This is a genomic window from Candidatus Tisiphia endosymbiont of Mystacides longicornis (genome assembly GCF_964031095.1).
GTDB lineage: Bacteria > Pseudomonadota > Alphaproteobacteria > Rickettsiales > Rickettsiaceae > Tisiphia.
On the sequence record NZ_OZ035004.1, the window covers coordinates 440446 to 462362 of the forward strand.

Sequence of the window (21917 nt, forward strand, 5' to 3'; positions counted from 1 at the left end):
ATACATTAAAAATTGTCAGCACTTTTTGAAATAGTGCTATACAAGCCATTTTCTTTCTTAATTATATCGTACTCTCTTTGGGCTATTGAATCGATAAAGTGAATATTACCTGATATACCAATATATGGAGCTGTACTATTCAACGCTGCTAAAAATCGTTCTTCCGTAAAGTTAGTATCTATATATTTTGATGTTATTTTTCCTAAATCATAAGCCACAGCGTGCATGAAAGATAAATGATTAATGCCTATATTTTTAGCTCTCTCTATTATATTACTATTTACAATATTTAATGAACCAGTAAAGATAATATCCACCGGTTCAGAATAATCAATATTTATTCTGTTATCGCCTATTATAATTGCTTTTTTATCTAAATTATGCTTATGAATACTATCAAAAAGCAAATTTAGATTTTTACCATCATCCGACAGATAAATTACAGGTTTAGTTTCTGTATCCTCCATTTCATTTAAATTATCAACAGTATTTGAGACAGTTAACACCGCTTTTTCTATTGATTCTGGTATATTAGCATAAAATTCACTCCGCACTAAGGTAGAATTTTTCTGAATTAATATATTTTGAATAAGTTGATTTGTTGTTTGTGCATGACGCCCTGAAGGTAGCAGGGCAATAAAATTTTTATAATCATTATCTGCAAAGTAATTAATTATTTTTGTAAGCTGCTTTGATGGAGCATGCCCAAATACCAAAAGTTTCTGGTCTGCCAATACAGGATTATTAGACATGGTAATTATAAAAATGTTATGCGTTTTAGCTTTATTGGCAATTAGAGAAGTAAGGTTTGAATATAATGGCCCTAGAATAATTTTTGTTTTACGAGCTAATATTTTATCCATTGCAGCAAGTACCTGCTGCTCATTAGAGCCATCATAAGAAGTGACATGGACATAAGTTTTTAAACCATCTTCTAGACCCATTTTAATTAATTGGTTATATTGTCTACCTAATGTAGAATTTTCTCCCGTTAGAGGCATTAAAATTGCCACTTCTAGAGTTTCTTGCACAACTTCTTTCGTTGTAGGAGTAACAATAGCCTCTTTATTAGATTGGCAAGAAAATAAAGAGACAAGACATATAAATGATAAGGTGATATTTAAAAATTTTTGCTTTATACTGTTCATAATACTTACTTTATCTTAATTAGGGATAATTGGCAATTGGGGTTAAATCATGATCTTTAAACCAGGACTATATATTGTTTCAACACCTATTGGTAACTTAGATGATATAACATTTCGGGCTTTAGAAGCACTAAAAAACTCTACAGTAATACTGTGCGAGGATACCAGAATATCAAAAAAATTACTAGTAAAACATAATATAAAGACCAAGTTACAAGTATATAATGATCATAGTGATAATCAGTCAAGAGAGATTATTTGCAGGCTCATTGATAATGGAGCAATAGTCAGCCTAATATCTGATGCTGGAACACCGTTAATTTCTGACCCTGGTTATAAACTAGTTAGGCAGTTGAGAAAACTTAATTATCACATAGATGTTATACCTGGCGTTTCTGCATTAACCACCGCTATACCCATTTCTGGATTACCGTCAGATCGTTTTTTATTTGCTGGATTCTTACCAAAAACCATTGAAGGTAAAAAGAAGATTTTCACAGAATTAGCTAGCATAAAAGCAACTTTGATTTTTTTTGAAACTGCTAGCAGAATAGAGCAATCGTTACATACGGCTTTTGCTGTTTTTGGTAATAGAGAAATATGTATAGCACGTGAACTTACTAAATTGCACCAAGAAGTAAAGTCAGGATTAATAGAAAACGTTATAAATTTCTATAAACAGAATATTATCAAAGGGGAAATAGTATTGCTAATTTCCGGTGTTTCTGAAGAGGCTAATGCAGCTAATCTAGCAGATGACTTAGAAAAATTTATACATTTATACTTATCTAAAGGATGGAGTGCCAAAAGTATTACAGATACGGCTAATGAAAATTTCAGCAAAAGCTACAGCAAGAAAGAAATATATGCTATAGTGAATAAAATCAAGAGCTTGAGTGAATAATTCCATAGCTATTATGCTATCTTGTAAATTACTACTATAAAGTTCAGGATTATCATAAGTAGCAATCTTAAACTTTTCAATAGCTTCAATTGCTAAATGGTTACGTTTACCATCAATCAGCTTGGCTTCTGTATGGCTGATATGTCCAGCTAAAGATATTTTATATTCATTAATTTTAGCTTGCAACATCCGCCTGGTCAGTGGGTTTTTGGCTTGTTGTAGATAATCTACAGCCCGCTTATCATACTTGCCTAAAAAATACTCGATAAACGGTTTGTTATTTTCTGAAAAATCCGGATGAAATTCATCAAATTGCGTCAAGCAACCAAAACCACCAGTTTTGTTATCGCTAACTACCTCAATATTACTCTGTGATTGATGCAAATGTGTAGTGGTCTCTTTAATAAAATCCGCCCATAAATTAGGCATTTCTACGCTAGCATCTTTCTCCAGTTTACGTATCAAATAGCCTTTAGCTTCTTCATTAATCTTCTGACTTATCCCAGCTATAACTTGCCATTTCATCTTTTTGCCATTCCATCTTATTTGGTCACTTTTTTATTAAACTATAACAGATTTTTATCATCCACTAATAGCTATTGCCATTATTTTTGCAGTATTCTTATTTTTTTTACTTGTCTATTATACCTTCATTAATTCTTGATATCTTAGCAAGATCAAATACCCCGTTTAAAACCGTACCAAGATTCTGCCAAGGTGAGGCTGACTTGATCGAACTAATATTACGGTTAATTGCTTCCTTGTTTAAATCAACCATTGCCGTATTTAAGTTTGATCTTGGTCTTTGGTGAAAATGTTCAGCTTCGACGCTTCTTGCCTTCATCTCATCCATGTAAGCCATATGCCTTAGCAACAAGCCAGCTGAATCAGTGCCAGTGATACCAATACCAGTTTTCAGGATATTATAGCCCAGCTGCTGGCGATTATATAACTGCTCCTGCCTCAGCATGTCGACATGATAGCTTGATATTGCTCCATATTCCGCAGTTCTTTCGATTAGTTGTTGACGGTCAAACCTAACATTCTCTTGTTGTTGTCTTAATAAATGCCGCTGCTCATATAAAGATTGCTTAGTTTTCTCTTTGTTACTCCTGAGTTGGGCATAAGTATTAAATAAAGATGCTCCTGTAGCAAATATACTCTCTCCACTCGAGAAAAAATTTAGAAGATTAAACATTGGTATTTTTTACCTTTTAAAGATTTTTAGCTATTTAATTTGTTGCAAAAATATGTTATACTATAACTAGTATTAGTTGTGTAATGTGCTGAAAAATCTGCCTAACTGGGGGCATTTTTAGCAGTCGATTCTTTCGAAGAATAGGGCATTATCCGATTGGTACTTGGACTGGGGAACTCGGTTGGCGTTATGACCCCTATATTACTAGGGGTCTCTTGCTTTAAGGAAAAAAAGAAAGAGCTTCTTCTTTTCACTAATTCGTAGATAAGAATTCATTCACTGATACTTGCAATTCTCCTATGATCTCTGTTACCAATTCATTGTTTTCTAGTGGAGTAGGTGATTGGTTCCATTTCCAATATGGATAATAGGGAACCAAACGATCTAAATTTTCCCTTCCGTCTACCTTACCAGCTTTGTCACCAGACATCAAAATAATTAACTCAGTATCAACAAAATATTTATCACACTGAAAATAAACTTCCCCTGGAATGATTATATTTGTTATCTCATTGCAATCTTGGGCTAAAATGGCTATTTTAAAGCTATCTTCTAGCAATTCTTTTTTCCCTTCTTCTTTAGCCCAGTTACATAAAACAGAAAGAAAAGAAGCTAAACCTCTTCCCATTTGAGTATATTCTACAATAACAGTTTGTTGCCCTGCTTTAAAGGAGTCAATAATAGAATCTGGATCCATATTAATGGATTTCAAGTAAACGCGGTAGTTTGCTTCATTGCCCTTGTCTATTGTGAATTCTTTCTTAAATTCCTGCTCTAACTCCGATTTTTTGTAAAACTTACCTGAAAAGGCTATATAATCAAATATTGCCTCTGAATGATGGCTAGCTTTAACTAATAATTCTTCTGCCTTTACAAACCATGCTGGACTTTGTCCCAAAGAAAAAATCCTGCTATTGGGGTAAGATTCAGTAATTTTATTAGCTATTTCTACTATATTATTAAAATTTTCTGGTTTATCATACCAATTAACTTGTTTAGACATAAGAACCTCCTTTAAAGTGTTGCTTCTATAGTACTAATTTCATTGTATACCTCCTTTATAATTTGGCAAGATTTTTGCCTTAGCATAGATTTTTAATATACTAACAGGATAAGGTTTATCGACCTTAAAAGTCACATCAATATCAGTTTTAATTTCCCCGTGCATAATAAAATTTACCCAACCTGATTGGTAAGGAGTGGTAAATAAGTCACATGCTTGTTTAGTAGCTGTTGATGTTGTTAAATATTTCTTATCATTGACCAATCTAATCAATGCATCACTATCCACATATCTACTGTTAATATGTTGCCGATTTATTTGCCCATTATCAAGCCTTTCTTCAATATAACCACCTTTACTATTAAAGACCTTCAAGCCAAGTTCTGCATCTTTTTTCGGAGCATGTTCTACTTCATCTGGGAATATCAAGGGGAAAGTCTGTAATATCGAAGAATAAGGAAAACCTACCGACAAATGTCTTACCGGATGTTTTAGCTTAATCAGCTCATTATCGATAATTCGTAAATCATGTAATTCTTCATCACCAATAATAGACACAGCTATTTTCTGAAAGATTGGTAATATAGTGGCAATATTCATTTGTTGGAATGATGGCAGACAGTTGCGAGCTATACTACTTAATTCATAACCACCAATATCAGGAAATAGTTTTTTAAAAACTGGAAAGTATCTTTTTGATAAAAGTAAATATTTCTCTAATTTTATGCTCTTCTCATCTTCAAGAATATCTTTCAGTAAAGCCGGATGAAAGCTTGGCATAATTAACTGACAATATTCAATAATGTTCCGCTGCAAATAAGCCAGCCCTTCTTTGAGTTCTTGCATTTGCTCAAATATTTTACCCGCTAGTGGATCAGTATAATCTTCTTCGCTATATACCGACGCTCTAGAGGACGATAATAGACTTCCTGGATAACTCAATCTAGTTGGTGATTTTGTCGTCGAAACTCGCCTTCGTTCCTCACGTACGTCTATGTACGCTGCGGTACTCGGCTTCGTTTCTCCTAAAAATCCCTCAACTATCTCTGACTTATCCAGGAAGTCTAATGAGGAGTCGCACTATCTTGCCATTACCGGTGCCATTCTGTCGGCTACTTCATCTACAACATTATCGATAGTTTGACTAAAACTATCAGACAAAATATATTCCCGAACATCTTTACTTAATGGTTTATCGAGTATGATACTTCTTAGACAAACAACTATTTCTTCTCGCCTCTTAAAATTGGTTAGCTCATTAATCTTGTTATCATTATGTATTTGCTGTAATTTATCGATTAATTGATTGGTAATAGTTGATAATTTATCATTTATTTGTTGCTTGTTAGTATGTTGATCAAACCCAGTAATTTGCTGGCTAATTAATTGTTTGCTTTGCTCACCAAATATATATTTAGTCAGTTCTGGATGAGCAATATTTAGCAATTCTGGGTAAAAATCCACTCCAGTTTTGGCAAAAAACTTTTTTAAATTAACTAGCAGTCCGGATTTTTTATCATTATCCTGCTGGGCATAATATAGCAATATTTTCTTATTGATATGGCTAACTGCTGATCGCATTTCTTGTATTTCTCTACTTATTTCAAACTGTAGATCGATATTCTGCTTGGCAGTTGCCATAATGTCTTGTACCGTACCAGCAATGAACTTGATTAGCTCGGTATTTAGCTTTTTTATTTGCAAACAAATAGTTGGACGGAAAGAAAAAGCACTATTAGGTAGATATTCCATTAAGCCACCATCTCTTAAAATAGCTGGTACATCACCTTCATTTAGTCCTTCCACCGCTTCAATAATATCCCCACCAAGCCGCTCACCATCATATAATAATTGCTCGATTGTCACAAAGCTTTCAGGATTATTTAAAAATATATTGTCTAATTCCGCATAAATACGCGAAAATATTCGATGATAGGCAAAAGATATCGCCAAAATATTCATAATCTTAGGCAAATAATTTTGATAATATTTTTGTAAAAAACTCTCTATTTCGGGTCTATATTCATCATAATTAGCAATTAGCTTGTTTTTGTATTTAAAAGAATTACCAACATTATCTAACTTAAGTTTTAAGATATAGTAAATCAAATTGAATTAGGTGACAAAGAATGCAGAAATAGCTTTAGATAATGTACCAATTTCCGCTATTTTGTTTCGAATCCATCGCTTCATATTAGCCCAAAATTTTTCTATTGGATTTAAGTCTGGAGAATATGGGGGTAAAAAAATAACTTCACAACCAACTGATTCTATTAGCTCTTTTGTCTTTTGAGATTTATGAAAACTAACGTTATCCATCACTACAACCTGTCCTGCTGTTAACTCTTTAATCAAAAATTTTTCAACCCAATTATTAAATAGTTCTGTATTACAAGTTTTATTAAAAACAAAAGGGGCTATTGGTTTGTTATTTACTAAACCAGCTATTATATTAGTCCTTTGATAATGCTTCCCACTCTTCTTGCCAATCAATAATTCTCCTATCTTACCCCAACCTCTATCTTGGCAAATTGTCATATCTATCCCACTTTCATCAAGATATACTATTTTATCTTTATCATATTTACTGATCTTTTCTAAATAATCAGATCGTTTCTCTGCACTTGCTTCCAAATAGCTAAAGGTTTTTTTTTATAACTAAATCCTAACTTTTTTAATATATTAGCTACTTGAGAACCTGTAATTCCAAAATTCTTACCAATTTCTTGTAGCTTACTATTAGGGTTATTTGTTACGAAATATTCCAATGCTTTTTTATCAATCTTACTTTTAAATCCTAGTCTAGCTCTTGCCAGCACTGTTCCTTCTTTTCTTCTCCTTACGTTCCAACGGCTAATTGTATTTTTATGTATAGCAAATATTCTAGCAGCAGATTCTTGACTATTACCTTTTTCTATATAATTTATTACTTTTTCTCTTAAATCTTGACTATATGGACTTGTTGACATTTTTTCCTTTATTTATACCACATCTTATCACCTAATTCAATTTGATTTACTATAGTTTCTGCTTGAGCTTGTACAATATGCTCTAGCTTAGTGATATCACCTCTAAACTCATAAGCACTATCGTCCTTTAATACTTGTATCATTGACCGATAAGCCGCATTCTCTCCAGGCTGTTTGGTTGTCATTCCTGCGAAAGTAGGTATCTAAAAATGCCATGAGGTATAATAGATTCCGCACCGAAGCGGGAATGATGGTATGGACGAGTGAAGCGAAATATGCTTTACTTGTACGGAGTCAGCTGAAAAATAGTTTTCAGCTGCTCCAAATTAAATAATAATTTAATTAATAGATCCATACCATGATAAATAATAGCATAAAAAATACTATAATAGGAATAGATTTAGCAAAAAATAGTATGCACTTGGTGCAAGTCGATCAAAATGGCAAAAAAATAGGTTACCAAAAAGTTACAAGAGATGAGTTAATAGCCTATTTAAGCAATCTCGATAAAAGTTCATTGGTAGCTATGGAGGCATGTGGAGGAGCTAATTATTGGTCACAGGAAATTGCTAAGCTTGGTTTGCAAGTCAAACTAATGAAAACAAAAGATGTAAAAGTTTATGCTACATCGAAACAGAAAAATGATTATAACGATGCGTTAGCAATATGCAAAGCGGCTCGTGATCCAGAATTAAAAACTGTGCTACTAAAAAGCAAGGAGGAACAAGATATAAAATTCTTGCATAAAATTAGAAGTAATACGATCAGAGATCGTGTGCAAAAAACTAATTCTACAATATCAAGTTTATGTGAATATGGCTATAATACAAAATTAAGTAAAAATAAATTTTGCAAATCATGTAGGCTGGAGGTAGAGTTAGCGTATAGTAAAGGTTATATAAATTCTGGGGTAAGGTCAATTTTACTTTTAGAATGTAAAGAAATTGAGGATTTATGTGACAAAGAAAAAACTTTAGAAAAGCTGATTATCAGCAATAATAAGCAAAGTGAGAAAGCTACTAGGTTGCAGACAATTTTTGGCATTGGAGCAATCAATGCTAGTTGTTTGAGTGTAGCCCCAATGGAAAGTTATCCAACCCCGAGGGATTTTGCTGCTTCGCTTGGTTTGGTACCAAAGCAACATAGCTCAGGAGATAAGATAGTTTTAGGAGGGATTACCAAACAAGGAGATAGATATGCCAGAACTATGTTGATTCAAGCCGCAAGGACAATAGCAATAAGAGCAAAAAGTGATAAGGAATCAAAAGATAAACTAGTGCAGTGGGCAGTGAAGAAATTTGCTGAAAATAAATCATATAATATTATATGTGTTGGTTTAGCAAATAAGTTAGCAAGGATTGCTTATGCAGTAGTCACCAATGGTAGCGAATATGTTGCAAATTAGTTTAGTTGGAAAAAAAGAAGAAACTATGTCAACTAAATAAAAATTGGTAATTGATAAATATTGTGAGTAAAGAATAGTAACAATAAAGAGAACGAAAGTTAAAGAGTTAATGAATAAGTATTCTGAATAAAATCCGTAATTATGTCGAGGCTCTAGAAGCCGTGGGAATGAGAGGTCACTCAAGGATATTTATAAGAATGCAGAAACCATTATGGCACTTGATGCCGAATATATGACCGCTTCCTTTGTGGCTCTATTTTTTTATTTTCTTTCTTGACAAATTCACTCGTCCATATATGACAAATTTTGCGTTTAAAGATAGATGTCGTGACTCGGATATATTCAAATTTCCTTCAAACAACCTACTATTTATAAGCTCTGCAAAAAAACTTGATTATCGAGTTATAGGCGTCGCTCCCGCTCTTAGCCCCAAATTCTCCTGGATTGACTATATTTTCCGGCGAGAATAGATATGATTTTTGTAAGAATAGTGTGCCTATTTCAAAAAAATCATGTTTATTCACAGCCCAAAAGAGCCAAATATAGAATTACTTTAGTTATTGTAGGCAGCCTCCTAACATACTATGATTCTAACCTCATAAACAATTAACTCAGAATATCATCTAATACGGCTTGACTATTTTCATTCCACTCCCCTAATACTCCTCTTGCATCAGGATCGTTTGAATTTTGCCAAAGATGCTCATCATACATGCTATTAAGATAAGGATTATTTATAATTTCCGATCCAAAGTAATGTAAATTGAAAGAAAGCATATTGGACAACGTAGCAGAATCCAAATATCCTTCATCACCTTTTGTCATTCCTATCATTCCCAATTCTGCAAATTGTTGTTGTATATCTTCTACGACCTCTTTAGAGTCAGCTTTCTTCTTCCATGATACTATAACTTCAGGGTAATCTTTAAGCTCTACGTCAGACCATAAACCCAAATTATGCTTAGAGAATTCTTTCCATGGAAAATATGGACCAGGTGCAATATGCCTTCCTACAGCCCAATCTGCTAAACCAACTATATTCGCACTCTCAATTTTATATTCATCACGTAAATATTTAGTTAGCAACAGGTTAGCTTCAATTTGCTCTGCCGTTAGAGGTTCTTTACCGCTATTTATAGACATGATACTTATGCAATAATCATTCATAACATTCTTCATGTCATTTGGTATATCTTTATTTAACTTACTACCGGTTTTTAAAGATCCCTTTCCTGCAGCCCAAGGACTTTTACTATCCGGAACCAACTGATATATTAAACCATCTGTATCTATAATGTAATGCACAGATACGCCTGAACTTCTTAATTGAGTAATGTCTTGTCCCTCACGAAAAATCATTTTAGAAAATGCACTATTTAAAGAGCCAACAGAATAAGTCTGCATAATATATTGAGGAGAGGAGCCTTGCCTATCCGTGTAAAAATTACATTTATTATCTTCTATGCCTTTTTCCTGTCCTTTTGAAGCAAGTGAAAATCCTTCTGCATTATTTCTTAAATAATCTGTCAATATTTCTGGTTTTTTTGACATAACTTCTCCTCCTAAATTAAGTAGAACTTTAAGTTTAGTATTGATTTTTTATTAAGTCAATAGTCTTAATTAAAGTATTTCCGTTCTTTAGTTACTGTTTCATCTTCATTAGATGGTTTGTTATTTTGCCATTTTTTGGCAGATTCCCGTTTATTGTTATTAATATCAGCGTTATCTTTATAAGGCTCAGATTTATGATTAGTCGTAACGTTTGGAGTAACGGTAGCGTCAATATTTTTTATGGTTAACTTGGCTTTGCCTTTATTGTCAAAACCAATAAGTTTAACTTTTACCACATCACCATGTTTTAAAACACTAGACACAGACTCAATACGTTCCTTCGAGATTTCACTAATATGGATAAATCCATCACGATTACCTAAATAATTGATAAACGCTCCGGATTCTAATATTTTGACAACTGTTCCATTGAATATACCGCCAATTTCAGGTTCAATGGCAATTAACTTAATCTTGGCAATTGCCATATCTAGCTTTTCTTTGCCTATCGCAGAAACGGTTACATTACCATCGTCACTTATATCAATTTTAGCTGACGTTGTATCACAAATTTCACGTATTACTTTACCACCAGGTCCTATAACATCTCTAATTTTATCTTTATCAATTTTAAAGCTATAAATACAAGGAGCGTATTGGCTAACATGGTTATTGGTTTTATTAATAGCCTTATCCATTTCTTGTAGAATATGAATACGACCACTCTTTGCTTGAACTAAAGCCTGCTTCATTATTTCAAATGTTACGCCAGATATCTTAATATCCATTTGTAGGGCGGTTATGCCTTCCGTACCACCAGCTACTTTAAAATCCATATCTCCAAGATTATCTTCATCCCCAATAATATCAGATAAAATTACAAATTTATCGCCTTCTTTTATCAAGCCCATAGCAATACCTGCTATAGGGGTTTTGATCGGCACTCCAGCATCCATAAGCGCCATTGAACCGCCGCAAATAGTAGCCATGGATGATGAGCCATTACAGGAGGTAATTTCTGACACTACCCTAATGGTATAAGGGAATTGTTCTTTAGTTGGCAACATGCGGTTAATGGCTCTCCATGCTAGTTTGCCATGACCTATTTCTCTGCGACCAGGAGCCCTTACTGGCGTTGCTTCTCCTACTGAATAAGGAGGGAAAATATAGTTGAGCATAAAACGCTCTTTATATTCGCCGTCTAAACTATCAATAATTTGTTCATCTTGACCAGTGCCAAGTGTAGTAACTACTAAACTTTGTGTTTCTCCTCTAGTAAATAAGCTTGAACCATGTGTTTTTGGCAATATCGCAATTTCACAAGCTATGTTTCTTATGTCGGCAGGCTTTCTGCCATCTATACGAGTATTTTTCTTTAATACGTCCTGACGCAGTACTTCTGATTCTACTTCTTTAAGAGCAAATTCAATTTGTGAGTTAGTAAGATTATTATTCGCAATATCTTCTGCAAAGTGCCGCTTAATTATATCATAAATGTTCTTTACCGCTAATAGTCTTTCTTGTTTTAATTTAATAGCAAAAGCCCGCTTAATATCTTCTTGCACTATGCTGCTAATTTGTTCTTTTAAGCTAGCAGGGAACAAGCTAGTAGGCTGTAATTTAGGTTTTCCAGCAATTTTTACTAAGTCATTAATCAATTCGATTACAGGCTGTAATGCCTTGTGACCAAACTCAATAGCTTCTAACATTTGCTCTTCGGACAATAGATCGGCTTCAGACTCAACCATCATAACTGATGTGTCAGTTCCTGCCACTACTAAGTCTAGTTTACTAGTCTTTAACTGGTTAAATGAAGGGTTTAGGATAAAATTACCATCTATCAAACCGACTCTGCTGGCTGCTACTATATGTTGATATGGTGCTGCAGATAAAGCTAATGCAGCAGATGCTCCAATAATTGCTAATATATCACTATTACACTCAGGGTCATATGAAAGAACAGTACAGATTACTTGCGTTTCATTAAGAAAAGCTGGGTGAAATAATGGTCTAATTGGTCGATCAATCAAGCGTGAGACTAATACTTCTTTTTCCGATCCTTTACCTTCTCTTTTAAAAAACCCCCCTGGTATTTTACCAGCAGCAAATGCCATTTCTTTATAATGGATAGTAAGAGGAAAGAATCCTATTCCTTCTTTTGGCTCTTTGGCACTTACGGCAGTACACAATAAGACAGTTCCTCCCATTTTTACCATAACTGCTCCATCAGCTTGACGGGCAATTTTACCAGTCGTTAATTCAAGTGTTCTTCCACCTAATTCTATTGTTTTAACTATTTCTTCAAACATTCTTTTTCCTTATTTAATTAACAAAAAAACCCGGCTAATTTTTGATTCTTTAGCCGGGTTTTATTTTACTTTCTTATTCCTAGTTTATTGATCAACGACAAATATCTGCTTAAACTTTGTTTTTTGATGTAATCTAATAATCGACGTCTACGACCAACTAACATTAATAATCCCCTTCTCGAGGAAAAATCTTTGTGATTAGTTTTAAAATGCTCTGTTAAATTGCTGATTCTTTCAGTTAGAATTGCACATTGCACTTCACTAGAACCAGTATCATTTTCTTTAGTAGCATATTCTGCAATTAATTGTTGCTTACGCTGTGTTGTAACCGACATCAGTAATCTCCATGTTTATTTTATAGGTTAAATACTCGTAAAGAATTAAAGCAATTTTCACTCAAGCTACCAATTGCCAACAGAGAGTCTTGATATCGAATCCAAACTAATTCAATCTTTTCAAGACAATCAAAATAACATTTCTGACCATAAATAATTTTTTTAGCTTGGTCAGTAGTAGCATCAAGTACCAGGATGTCGTCCAGTACTGCTTCAATTTTTATACTTCTTTTTTCAAGGAATTCTTTTATTCCTTGATTTTGTTCATCAAGTTCTGTTAATTTAATAGCATTACATGCTGTAAATATTCCAACTTTAGTACGCTGTAATTCTAGCACAAATGCTAAACTTTGCAAGGATAAAGCAATATCTTCTGCTAAAGTTCTTACATACGTTCCCTTAGAGCATTCTACCCTATAGGTAGCTTGATTATTTTGATGATCAAAATTAAGGCATTCCAAATTATATATTTGGATATTCCTAGGGGTTAATTCTACTGCCAAATTTTCTCGGGCTAATTTATAAGATCTAACACCGTTAACTTTTATCGCAGAAAAGGCAGGGGGACGCTGTTTAATCGTAGCTATGAATTTTTTACAGATATTATGACAATCGGTTTCGTTAGGAATATGATCAGTAACAGCTATTACTTTACCTGAGGCATCTGCTGTATCAGTTTGTTTACCAAACTGCACCGTAAAAATGTAGGTTTTTTTTGCATCTACCAGAATTCGTACTAATTTTGTTGCTTCACCAATTGCCAAAGGTAATACCCCTTCCGCTTCAACATCTAAGGTTCCGCAATGACCAACTTTAACTCCTAAAAGGTTTTTTTTAACTATAGAAACAAGCTTTGCTGAGCTGATACCCTTAGGTTTATAGATATTAAGCCAATAATTATTATGATGAAACATCAGTAGCATTCCTTGTATTTAGATTTACTATCTCACCTTACGCATAAACTTCATGACAATTTAAAAATTCCAAAAGAGTACAGACGCTATTAGCAAGACCACTACGTGGTCGTGGCAATTGTAAGTTAAAAGTATGATATAATAGATATTGAAGTCAATGTAAATAATGATTTACTCACCTTACTCATGGCATTTAAAAGTAATATAGAAAATAGCTTGGCGTCATTGCGAGAAGCTACTTTAGTAGCGACGAAGCAATCTAATGAATGTGGATTGCTTCGACCACGTAGTGGTCTCGCTAATAGCGTTTTGTACTTTTCCGGAATTTTTAAATTGTTATGTAGTTTATGCGTAAGGTGAGTATATAATCAGATATAATATTACTTCGTCATTGATTTTTTACAATATTTTTCTAATAACGCTTAGTGTACGCTATAATTGTTGTATACTCATCATTAGAGCTTGACCTTTAGTTAAAAACTGATTATGCAAGAGATAGACAATTAATTATTATATACATGTTTCTATTAGAGTTAAAAAAAATAAATGGGACTCTTGACACTATGCATTTTATCGGCATTGGGGGAATTGGTATGAGCGGCATTGCCGAAATACTACATAATCTCGGATATAAAGTGCAAGGTTCTGACATAGCCGAAAATTATAATACCACAAGACTAGAAAATAATGGTATTAAGGTTTTCCTTGGTCATCAAGCTCAGAATATTACTGATGTTTCATATGTAGTGGTCTCGTCGGCTATTAATAAAGATAATCCTGAAATTCAGGAAGCTATACGTAAAAAAATACCAATAATTAGGCGAGCTGAAATGCTAGCTGAATTAATGAGGCTAAAATGTTCCATAGCAATTTCTGGTTCGCATGGCAAAACTACGACTACATCACTCGTTGCCTGTTTATTTGAAGCGGCTGGGCTTTGCCCAACGCTAATTAATGGTGGTATTATTAATAATATATCCACCAATGCATATCTTGGATCTGGGAATTATCTAATAGCTGAAGCTGATGAATCTGATGCAACTTTCATTCACATACCATCAACGATCGCAGTAATAACTAATATCGATCCGGAACATCTAGATTTTTATAAGGATTTTGATAGTTTAATTAAAGCTTTTAAGAGTTTTGTAACTAATTTACCATTTTATGGTTTTGCCGTGGCTTGTATTGATCACCAAATTGTTAGAAAACTAGTAAATGACATATTTGAGCGTAGAATCATAACTTATGGAATAGACTCAAATGATGCCAACATACAAGCCTTTAATTTAAACTCTGATATTGAATCATCAACTTTTGATGTGCGAATTAGTCTACCTAACGTAAATGGGGTAACAACTATCGAACACATCACCTTACCTACTCCGGGAAGGCATAATATCCTTAATGCTCTTGCGGCTATCGCGATAGCCGTAGAGCTTGATTTTGGTATTAAAATTATTAAAAATGGATTTAATAGCTTTAAAGGGATAAAACGCAGATTCACTAAAGTAGCCGAATATAATAACGCTACGATAATTGATGATTATGCTCACCATCCGGAAGAAGTAAAAGCTACACTTGCTACGGCAAGAAATATTGCTAATAAGCAAAATAGTAAAGTTATAGCAATCTTCCAACCACATAGATACTCAAGGGTTAAATATTTGTTTGATGATTTTATAACTTGCTTTTTTGATGCTGATCAGCTGTATATCACAGATATATATGCTGCCGGTGAACAGCCAATAGACGGTATAACGGGAAGAATTTTAGTAGACAAAATCAAGGATACTAAATCTCATTCGATGGTATCATTTATCGAGAATCACCAGGATATAGCTGGTCTTATTGCCAAGGAAGCTATGCCAAATGATATAATAATTATGATGGGTGCTGGAAGTATTTCTGCTTGGGCAAATAATTTGCATCAGCAATTTACCCAAGAACGTCATTGTGAGGAGGCGTAAGCCGACGAAGCAATCCAAAAATTAGAATAAATCTGTAAAGTAGATATTTTATAATTATGCAAATAGCTGGTGAATATAAAAATAATTACAATTTAAGTCATTTAACTTGGTTTAAAGTTGGTGGACCTGCGGAGATATTTTTTAAACCATTAGATTCATCAAGCTTAGCAGATTTTGTCGCACAAAACCAACAACAGAGACCAATAACTGTTTTAGGGGCTGGATCAAATATTATTATTAGAGACGGTGGTATAGAGGGGGTTGTGATAAAACTTGGTCAGAATTTTACTAATATAGAATTAATGCCAGACCACCAATTACCGGCAGGGCAACTATCGGTAGGAAGTAGTTGCCTTAATTTTAATCTTGCTAAATTTTGTCAAATACATTCAATTACTGGTTTTGAGTTTCTAAGCGGTATACCAGGTACTATAGGTGGTGGAGTGGTAATGAACGCCGGTGCCTATAACTCGGAATTTAAAGATATTATCCTAGCAATTGAAGCAATAGACTCTAGAGGTAATTTTATTACCATCCCTAACGAAGAAATAGGTTTTAAATATCGAGGTAATAATTTACCACAAGATTTGATTATAACCAAAGCTATATTTAAGACAACGATGGGGGACAGTAATATGATCCTAGAAAAAATGAATGAAATAAGTAAAAACAGACTAGCAAGCCAACCAATTAAAGAACGTACTGGTGGTAGTACATTTGCTAATCCAGAAAATCATAAAGCATGGCAACTAATCGATAAAGCCGGCATGAGGGGATACAAAATTGGTGGTGCTTCCATCTCGCAACTACATTGTAACTTTATGATAAACCATGGCAATGCCTCTGCTGGTGATTTAGAAAATCTTGGGGATCTTGTTAAAAAAAGAGTATTTGAAAATAGTGGAATTGATCTAAAATGGGAAATTAAAAGAATAGGGAAATATGCATAAATATCAAACAAGTTTTATTGCTAATTCTAAGGTTACAATATTGAGTGATAAAGGAAAAAAACATGTGGCGGTAGTAGGTGGCGGTATGTCGGCTGAACGAGAAGTTTCTTTAGTATCATCTTCGGGAGTTAACAAAGCTTTGGTAGATAGTGGATATAAAGTTACTTTTATAGATATGGGAGTAGACATTGCCTCGGTACTTTTACAGATAAAACCGGATATAGTTTATAATTGTTTACATGGTACTTATGGCGAAGATGGTTGTTTGCCTGGGTTACTCAATATCTTGCGAATTCCTTATACTCATAGTGGGGTTCTCGCTTCTTCTTTAGCATTTAGTAAAATACATGCAAAAGCATGGTTTGTTGCTAATGATATTAAGGTAGCCAAGCATATTGTCGTTAATAAATCTGATAACATTAAGGCTGATCCTATGCCAAGACCCTATGTTATAAAACCTATTGCCCAGGGATCAAGTATAGGCGTTGAAGTAATATTTGCTGAAGATGATTTTAACTTTGCTGATTATGATTTTCCTTATGGTGATCAGGTAATGATTGAAGAATATATTAAGGGGCGAGAAATGCAAGTAGCCGTTTTAAACGGCGAATCCTTAGGGGTATTGGAAATAAAACTCCTGAAACAGCGTTTTTATGATTATGATACTAAATACACTGATGGATTTGCCCAGCATTTATGTCCAGCTCCATTACCACAAAATATATATAATGAGTTACTAGAAGAGTCGGAAAGAATATATCAAACCATGAATTGTAGAGGTGTGGCTAGAGCAGAGTTTATTTTTGACGAAAGTAAGAATGAAATTTTTACTATAGAAATTAATACCCATCCTGGTATGACTCCCTTATCGATTATACCAGAAATAGCTGCTTTACAGGGGATAGACTTCTGCTCGTTAGTGGAAAGAATCTTAGAAACAGCATGTATTGACACATGAAGAGAAATAAAGCGTCTAATAAGAAGAAAAAAGCCAATATACCTTTACGACGAAAGTTGGCAATGGTGTATATTAGAGCGGTATTTTTTATTAAAATTACCCTAGTAGTTTTGTTGTCTTCATTTTTCTTTACCAACTATTTTGCTCCTGTAAGGCAAGAAATTATCCAAAATATTTATGAATTCACTTCTGATATTAGCTTTAGACTTGAAAATGTTTTAATAGAAGGGCAATATAATACTAAGGAAGAAGATATATTAGCAACTTTAAATGCTGATAAGGGTACGCCTATTCTTTCTTTAGACCTAGGAACAATAAAGAGTAATTTGCAACGCAATCCTTGGATTAAAAATGTTGTAATTATTGAGAGAAGATTACCTAATACTATTTACATAAGATTAACTGAGAGAGTGCCAATTGCTATCTGGCAATTTAACGAGAAAGTTTTCCTTATTGATGAAGAAGGATATAAAATTACTACTGATATAGGTACTTTCACTAATCTTCCTCATGTTGTAGGATTGGATGCTAATATTTATACTAACAAATTAATTCAAGATTTAGCAAAATACCCTGAACTAGCTAAGAAAATTGTCTCTTCGGTACTTTATGGGAAAAGACGATGGAATTTAAATCTAGAGCAAGGTATAACTGTTAAAATGCCAGATTCTGGGTTTGATCGTGCTTTAGATTACCTTGCAGGATTGGATATGAAAAATCTATTATTTAATCAAAATTATAAAACTATAGATTTACGAGATTTGAGTAAGTTTTATATAGAAAAATATTAAGAATTATGAAAGCCAGATTGTCTAACTTTTTAACTCTTGACCTTGGTAGTAGTAAAATAGCTTGTATTGCAGCATATATTGATAAAAGAGAAGATGCAAGAATAGTAAGCCAAGTTCTGCATCACTCAAAAGGTATTAAATCAGGAGTCATATTAGATTTAAAAGATGCGGAAAATAGCATAGTCGGAGCGATTTACGCATTAGAAAAAGATTGCGGTAAAAACATAAAAAAAATAACTATATCACTAACAGGCTATGGCACTAAGTCTTATTATGCAAATAGTAAAATAAAACTTTCTAATCAGCCAATTTCACCACAAGATATCAAAAAACTTATCAAAAAAGCCTTATTGGAATTCAAAATTAAAGACCAAGAAATTATTCATTATTTCCCTATAGAATTTACTCTTGATAATAATAATGCTATTGAAGATCCAATCGGAATGTTTGGCAAAGAATTAGGGTGTGAATTACATATTATCACAGCAAATTTTAATATGCTAATGAATATTACCAATTGTTTTGCAAAATGTCATGTGGAAATAAATAATATTATATTAGCAATTTATGCGTCAGGAATTGCTTGTCTTTCAGAAGATGAAAAAAATCTTGGCTCTATCATAATCGATATGGGGGCAAGAACTACCTCTTTTGGCGTGTTTGTCTCAGGCAAGTTAATATATACAAGCTACATAGATATAGGTAGCTTTCATATTACATCTGATATAGCAAAAGTCTTCTCAGTAAGCCTGAACGTTGCAGAAAAACTTAAGATTCTCTATGGTAATGCCATGCCATCTTCTCTTGATAAAGATAATATTATTAATTTAGAAGATTTTGAAATGGAAATTCCTGACAGTGGTAGACCAGCAATTACCTCAAAATATCTTGCATGCGTCATCAGTCCAAGAGTAGAAGAAATATTGTTGATGGTTCAAGCTCAGCACGATAGAGTTGTGGCAGGCAATATGGTCGCCTACCGCATTGTTATTACCGGCGGAGGAGCGATGCTCCGGGGAGTAAAAGAGCTAGCAAGTAAAATTTTTGAGAAACAAGTACGAATTGGTAAACCGGAAATTTTACCAGGTTTTGCTGAAGATTATAATCCCCATATATATTCCACTGCTATAGGTATGGTAAAAACCCAATCTTTAAAAATACAAAAGAATAATTTTGATATTAATGATAATAATGATGCTAGTTGGTTTAAAAAATTTCTAATCTGGCTAAAAGAAAATATCTGAAAATAATCATTACATAATTGTCACTAAACTTGATATTTCCAATAATTTTTTTCACAAAAATACTTTACATATCAAATATATTTCTATATCATATAGAATATATCGTTTTATAAAAAGAGGCTCAGTATTGACTGTAGCTATTTGTCTCAACGAAAAGGATAACATTAAATTTATAAGGCAAATATTATGACTAGACTTACTGACATTATTAAAGATATGCGTGCAGGAGTAGATATTAAGAAAATAGATTTGTATAAGAGCGGGATAGGCAATGAGGAAGTTAAGTTATTATTGCAAGCCTTAGAGAAGTATAATAACACCGTAACGGAGATAGACTTGGACGGCAACAGAATAACCAATGAGGGTGCTGGGTTGATAGCACATTTCTTAGAAGAAAATAGTTCTGTAACGTATATAGATTTGAGCAACAACAAGATAGGCGATGAGGGAGCTAGGTTGATACTAAAAGCTATAAGGAAAAACAACACCTTGACGAAAATAAATTTGCATAACAACAAGACTTTGTCTACTAACAAGATAGACTATAGCATACAAGAAAGTATAGATAAAATATTAGAAAAAAATAGAGTACGAGCTGAAGAAGCCAAGGCTGAAGAAACCTTATCTAAGAAGAGCGATCAAGGAATAGATTCGATACAAGAAAAATTACCTGTTACTGGTACAAAGCTAGAAGAAAACCAAAATATCTCCAAAGGAATACAACAATTGAAACAGGATATGCAGGATGGTATTATGGAACTTATTATACAGAAATTAAAGGAAATGGATCAAAAATTAGATGTCGTGATAGGAGAAGTAAAGCTGCTATCTAAGGAGCAATCCTCAATGCAAGTAGGGCAAACACAGCTGACAGAAAATAGCTTAGGAACAGGGGAGCATCCGGAATTGTTATTAGGTGTTGTAGCCGAGCAATATTATAGCCCCGAATAGGTTGTTGATATTGTTATAGTCAATTGATGAGAAGTTGGTGACGTTGTTACTCGTCGCTCCTGCTACCAAATTCTCCTGAATTAATGGTATGAACCTACCCTATATACAGAATGAGAAGCATATGCTAATCTTCTAGGATAGGAAATGAATCCTAAACAACAATAAGGAGACCTATATGGAAGTTACCACAATTGGTATAGATATTGCAAAAGAATTTTTCAAATTCACGGTGTAGATAAAAATGGTAAGACAATATTAAAGAAAAAATTAATGAGAGAGCAGGTTCTAACTTTTATGGCTAACTTACCAAAATGTCTAGTAGGCATGGAAGCTTGCGGTGGAGCTAGCTATTGGGCAAGAGAATTAACAAAATTAGGTCATACTGTAAAACTAATAGCTCCACAATTTGTTAAGCCTTATGTTAAAACTAATAAAAATGATCAAGCAGATAGCGAAGCAATATGTGAGGCAGTAGCGAGACCTAATATGAGGTTTGTGCTTATCAAAACTGTAGAGCAACAAGATATTTTATTTATTCATAGGGTAAGGCAACGATTGGTAAAAAATCGTACTGCACTTGCTAATGAGATCAGGGGATTATTACATGAATTTGGTTTTGTTATACCGCAAGGAATTAATAAAATTATGACAAAATTAACTGAGATTTTAGATGAAGGAGCTTTAAGCCAGCTAAGCTATCGAACGTTTAGTGAGTTAAAAGAAGAATTTCTAGAGAATGATAAAAAAATAAAAGAATTAGAACAAAGATTAAAAATTATAGCTAGCCAGTATAGTAATCACCAACAACTAATGACGATACCAGGTATAGGGTTAATTACTGCTACAGCCTTAATAGCGTCAATAGGTAATGCTAGTTGTTTTGAAAATGGCAGGCAATTATCAGCATGGCTAGGATTAGTACCAAGGCAACATTCTAGTGGTGGCAAAGATAAGTTGCTTGGCATTAGTAAAAGAGGTGATATATATTTACACACTTTGTTGATTCAAGGAGCAAGAGCAGTACTGAATAGTAAAATAAGATTTACCACGGAAGAGCAAAAATCTAAAAAAGATTATAGCAAGTTTACCGAGTGGATGTTTAATTTATCTGAACGAAATGGGCATAATAAAACAACTGTTGCAGTAGCTAACAAACTAGCAAGGGTGGTGTTTGCGGTACTCAGTTCAGGCAATGATTATACCGAGAGTAAAGTTTGTAGCTAAAGAATTGGTACAAACTAGTTGTTGACGAGAGAATATTATAGGTAAATAGAAATTTAATAGATTCTAATCCGGAATATGCGAAAGAATGATAAT

General features: G+C 33.5%; 21 protein-coding genes and 1 pseudogene. 9 read left to right on the forward strand and 13 right to left on the reverse strand.

Annotated elements, in window-relative coordinates; translation table 11 throughout:
• Positions 1 to 5 precede the first annotated feature (5 nt).
• Entirely contained in the window at positions 6 to 1148 is a 1143-nt protein-coding gene (locus ACQH6S_RS02365; RefSeq protein ID WP_094648977.1) for a penicillin-binding protein activator, read from the reverse strand.
• Positions 1149 to 1197: 49 nt separating this feature from the next.
• On the opposite strand from ACQH6S_RS02365, the gene rsmI reads away from it, so the two are divergent.
• Positions 1198 to 2052 carry a 16S rRNA (cytidine(1402)-2'-O)-methyltransferase gene (gene rsmI / locus ACQH6S_RS02370; protein WP_425359996.1) on the forward strand — a complete coding sequence of 285 codons (855 nt, stop codon included), beginning with the start codon at positions 1198 to 1200 and terminating at the stop codon, positions 2050 to 2052.
• Here the strand turns inward: rsmI and ACQH6S_RS02375 are convergent.
• The 8 genes from ACQH6S_RS02375 to ACQH6S_RS02410 all read right to left on the reverse strand — a co-directional run bounded on the left by ACQH6S_RS02375 (position 1933) and on the right by ACQH6S_RS02410 (position 7407).
• Positions 1933 to 2577 carry a hypothetical protein gene (locus tag ACQH6S_RS02375; protein WP_425359997.1) on the reverse strand — a complete coding sequence of 215 codons (645 nt, stop codon included), beginning with the start codon at positions 2575 to 2577 and terminating at the stop codon, positions 1933 to 1935. The genes rsmI and ACQH6S_RS02375 overlap by 120 nt on opposite strands.
• A gap of 106 nt (positions 2578 to 2683) precedes the next feature.
• Positions 2684 to 3250 (reverse strand): hypothetical protein, encoded by a 567-nt coding sequence (locus tag ACQH6S_RS02380; RefSeq protein ID WP_425359998.1) that lies wholly within the window; start codon positions 3248 to 3250, stop codon positions 2684 to 2686.
• 253 nt (positions 3251 to 3503) lie between these two features.
• Positions 3504 to 4253 carry a hypothetical protein gene (locus ACQH6S_RS02385; protein WP_341749402.1) on the reverse strand — a complete coding sequence of 250 codons (750 nt, stop codon included), beginning with the start codon at positions 4251 to 4253 and terminating at the stop codon, positions 3504 to 3506.
• A 39-nt stretch (positions 4254 to 4292) separates the two neighbouring features.
• Positions 4293 to 5099, reverse strand: a complete 807-nt coding sequence (locus tag ACQH6S_RS02390) for a hypothetical protein (RefSeq protein ID WP_425364656.1) — start codon at positions 5097 to 5099, stop codon at positions 4293 to 4295.
• Between the two features lie 234 nt (positions 5100 to 5333).
• A complete protein-coding gene (locus ACQH6S_RS02395) occupies positions 5334 to 6362 on the reverse strand; it encodes a hypothetical protein (RefSeq protein WP_425364657.1) in 1029 nt (342 codons plus the stop codon).
• Between the two features lie 6 nt (positions 6363 to 6368).
• Positions 6369 to 6887 carry an IS630 family transposase gene (locus ACQH6S_RS02400; RefSeq protein ID WP_425364377.1) on the reverse strand — a complete coding sequence of 173 codons (519 nt, stop codon included), beginning with the start codon at positions 6885 to 6887 and terminating at the stop codon, positions 6369 to 6371.
• On the reverse strand, positions 6851 to 7222 hold the full coding sequence (locus tag ACQH6S_RS02405) for an IS630 transposase-related protein (protein ID WP_425364376.1): 372 nt from the start codon (positions 7220 to 7222) through the stop codon (positions 6851 to 6853). Before ACQH6S_RS02405 ends, ACQH6S_RS02400 begins: the two co-directional genes overlap by 37 nt.
• Positions 7223 to 7230: 8 nt before the next feature.
• Complete coding sequence (locus ACQH6S_RS02410) at positions 7231 to 7407, reverse strand: hypothetical protein (RefSeq protein WP_425364658.1); 177 nt, start codon at positions 7405 to 7407, stop codon at positions 7231 to 7233.
• A 173-nt stretch (positions 7408 to 7580) separates the two neighbouring features.
• Between ACQH6S_RS02410 and ACQH6S_RS02415 the strand changes: the two genes are divergently transcribed.
• Positions 7581 to 8627 (forward strand): IS110 family transposase, encoded by a 1047-nt coding sequence (locus tag ACQH6S_RS02415; protein WP_425360001.1) that lies wholly within the window; start codon positions 7581 to 7583, stop codon positions 8625 to 8627.
• 606 nt (positions 8628 to 9233) lie between these two features.
• Here the strand turns inward: ACQH6S_RS02415 and ACQH6S_RS02420 are convergent.
• From ACQH6S_RS02420 to truB, 4 genes are all read right to left on the reverse strand, one after another.
• On the reverse strand, positions 9234 to 10178 hold the full coding sequence (locus ACQH6S_RS02420; RefSeq protein WP_425360002.1) for an N-acetylmuramoyl-L-alanine amidase: 945 nt from the start codon (positions 10176 to 10178) through the stop codon (positions 9234 to 9236).
• A 65-nt stretch (positions 10179 to 10243) separates the two neighbouring features.
• Positions 10244 to 12487 carry a polyribonucleotide nucleotidyltransferase gene (gene pnp, locus ACQH6S_RS02425; RefSeq protein ID WP_375330287.1) on the reverse strand — a complete coding sequence of 748 codons (2244 nt, stop codon included), beginning with the start codon at positions 12485 to 12487 and terminating at the stop codon, positions 10244 to 10246.
• A 65-nt stretch (positions 12488 to 12552) separates the two neighbouring features.
• Positions 12553 to 12822, reverse strand: a complete 270-nt coding sequence (gene rpsO / locus ACQH6S_RS02430; RefSeq protein ID WP_341749302.1) for a 30S ribosomal protein S15 — start codon at positions 12820 to 12822, stop codon at positions 12553 to 12555.
• A 20-nt stretch (positions 12823 to 12842) separates the two neighbouring features.
• The gene (truB, locus tag ACQH6S_RS02435) at positions 12843 to 13736 is read right to left on the reverse strand and encodes a tRNA pseudouridine(55) synthase TruB (RefSeq protein WP_425360003.1); all 894 of its coding nucleotides are present in this window, start codon (positions 13734 to 13736) and stop codon (positions 12843 to 12845) included.
• A 518-nt stretch (positions 13737 to 14254) separates the two neighbouring features.
• Between truB and murC the strand changes: the two genes are divergently transcribed.
• The 7 genes and pseudogenes from murC (at position 14255) to ACQH6S_RS02470 (ending at position 21824) form a co-directional block, all read left to right on the forward strand.
• Positions 14255 to 15706, forward strand: coding sequence for a UDP-N-acetylmuramate--L-alanine ligase (gene murC, locus ACQH6S_RS02440; RefSeq protein WP_341749300.1), 1452 nt, complete (start codon positions 14255 to 14257; stop codon positions 15704 to 15706).
• 56 nt (positions 15707 to 15762) lie between these two features.
• Positions 15763 to 16656 (forward strand): UDP-N-acetylmuramate dehydrogenase, encoded by an 894-nt coding sequence (gene murB, locus ACQH6S_RS02445; RefSeq protein ID WP_094649061.1) that lies wholly within the window; start codon positions 15763 to 15765, stop codon positions 16654 to 16656.
• Positions 16649 to 17614 carry a D-alanine--D-alanine ligase gene (locus ACQH6S_RS02450; RefSeq protein ID WP_425360004.1) on the forward strand — a complete coding sequence of 322 codons (966 nt, stop codon included), beginning with the start codon at positions 16649 to 16651 and terminating at the stop codon, positions 17612 to 17614. The genes murB and ACQH6S_RS02450 overlap by 8 nt, the downstream gene beginning before the upstream one ends.
• Positions 17611 to 18405: a cell division protein FtsQ/DivIB gene (locus ACQH6S_RS02455; protein WP_341759491.1), complete on the forward strand. Its 795-nt coding sequence runs from the start codon at positions 17611 to 17613 to the stop codon at positions 18403 to 18405. The genes ACQH6S_RS02450 and ACQH6S_RS02455 overlap by 4 nt, the downstream gene beginning before the upstream one ends.
• A 5-nt stretch (positions 18406 to 18410) precedes the next feature.
• Positions 18411 to 19649 (forward strand): cell division protein FtsA, encoded by a 1239-nt coding sequence (gene ftsA, locus ACQH6S_RS02460; RefSeq protein ID WP_341749296.1) that lies wholly within the window; start codon positions 18411 to 18413, stop codon positions 19647 to 19649.
• A gap of 186 nt (positions 19650 to 19835) precedes the next feature.
• A complete protein-coding gene (locus ACQH6S_RS02465) occupies positions 19836 to 20600 on the forward strand; it encodes a hypothetical protein (RefSeq protein ID WP_425364659.1) in 765 nt (254 codons plus the stop codon).
• A 175-nt stretch (positions 20601 to 20775) separates the two neighbouring features.
• Positions 20776 to 21824 (forward strand): annotated as a pseudogene (locus ACQH6S_RS02470) (IS110 family transposase).
• The last annotated feature ends 93 nt before the right edge of the window (positions 21825 to 21917 follow it).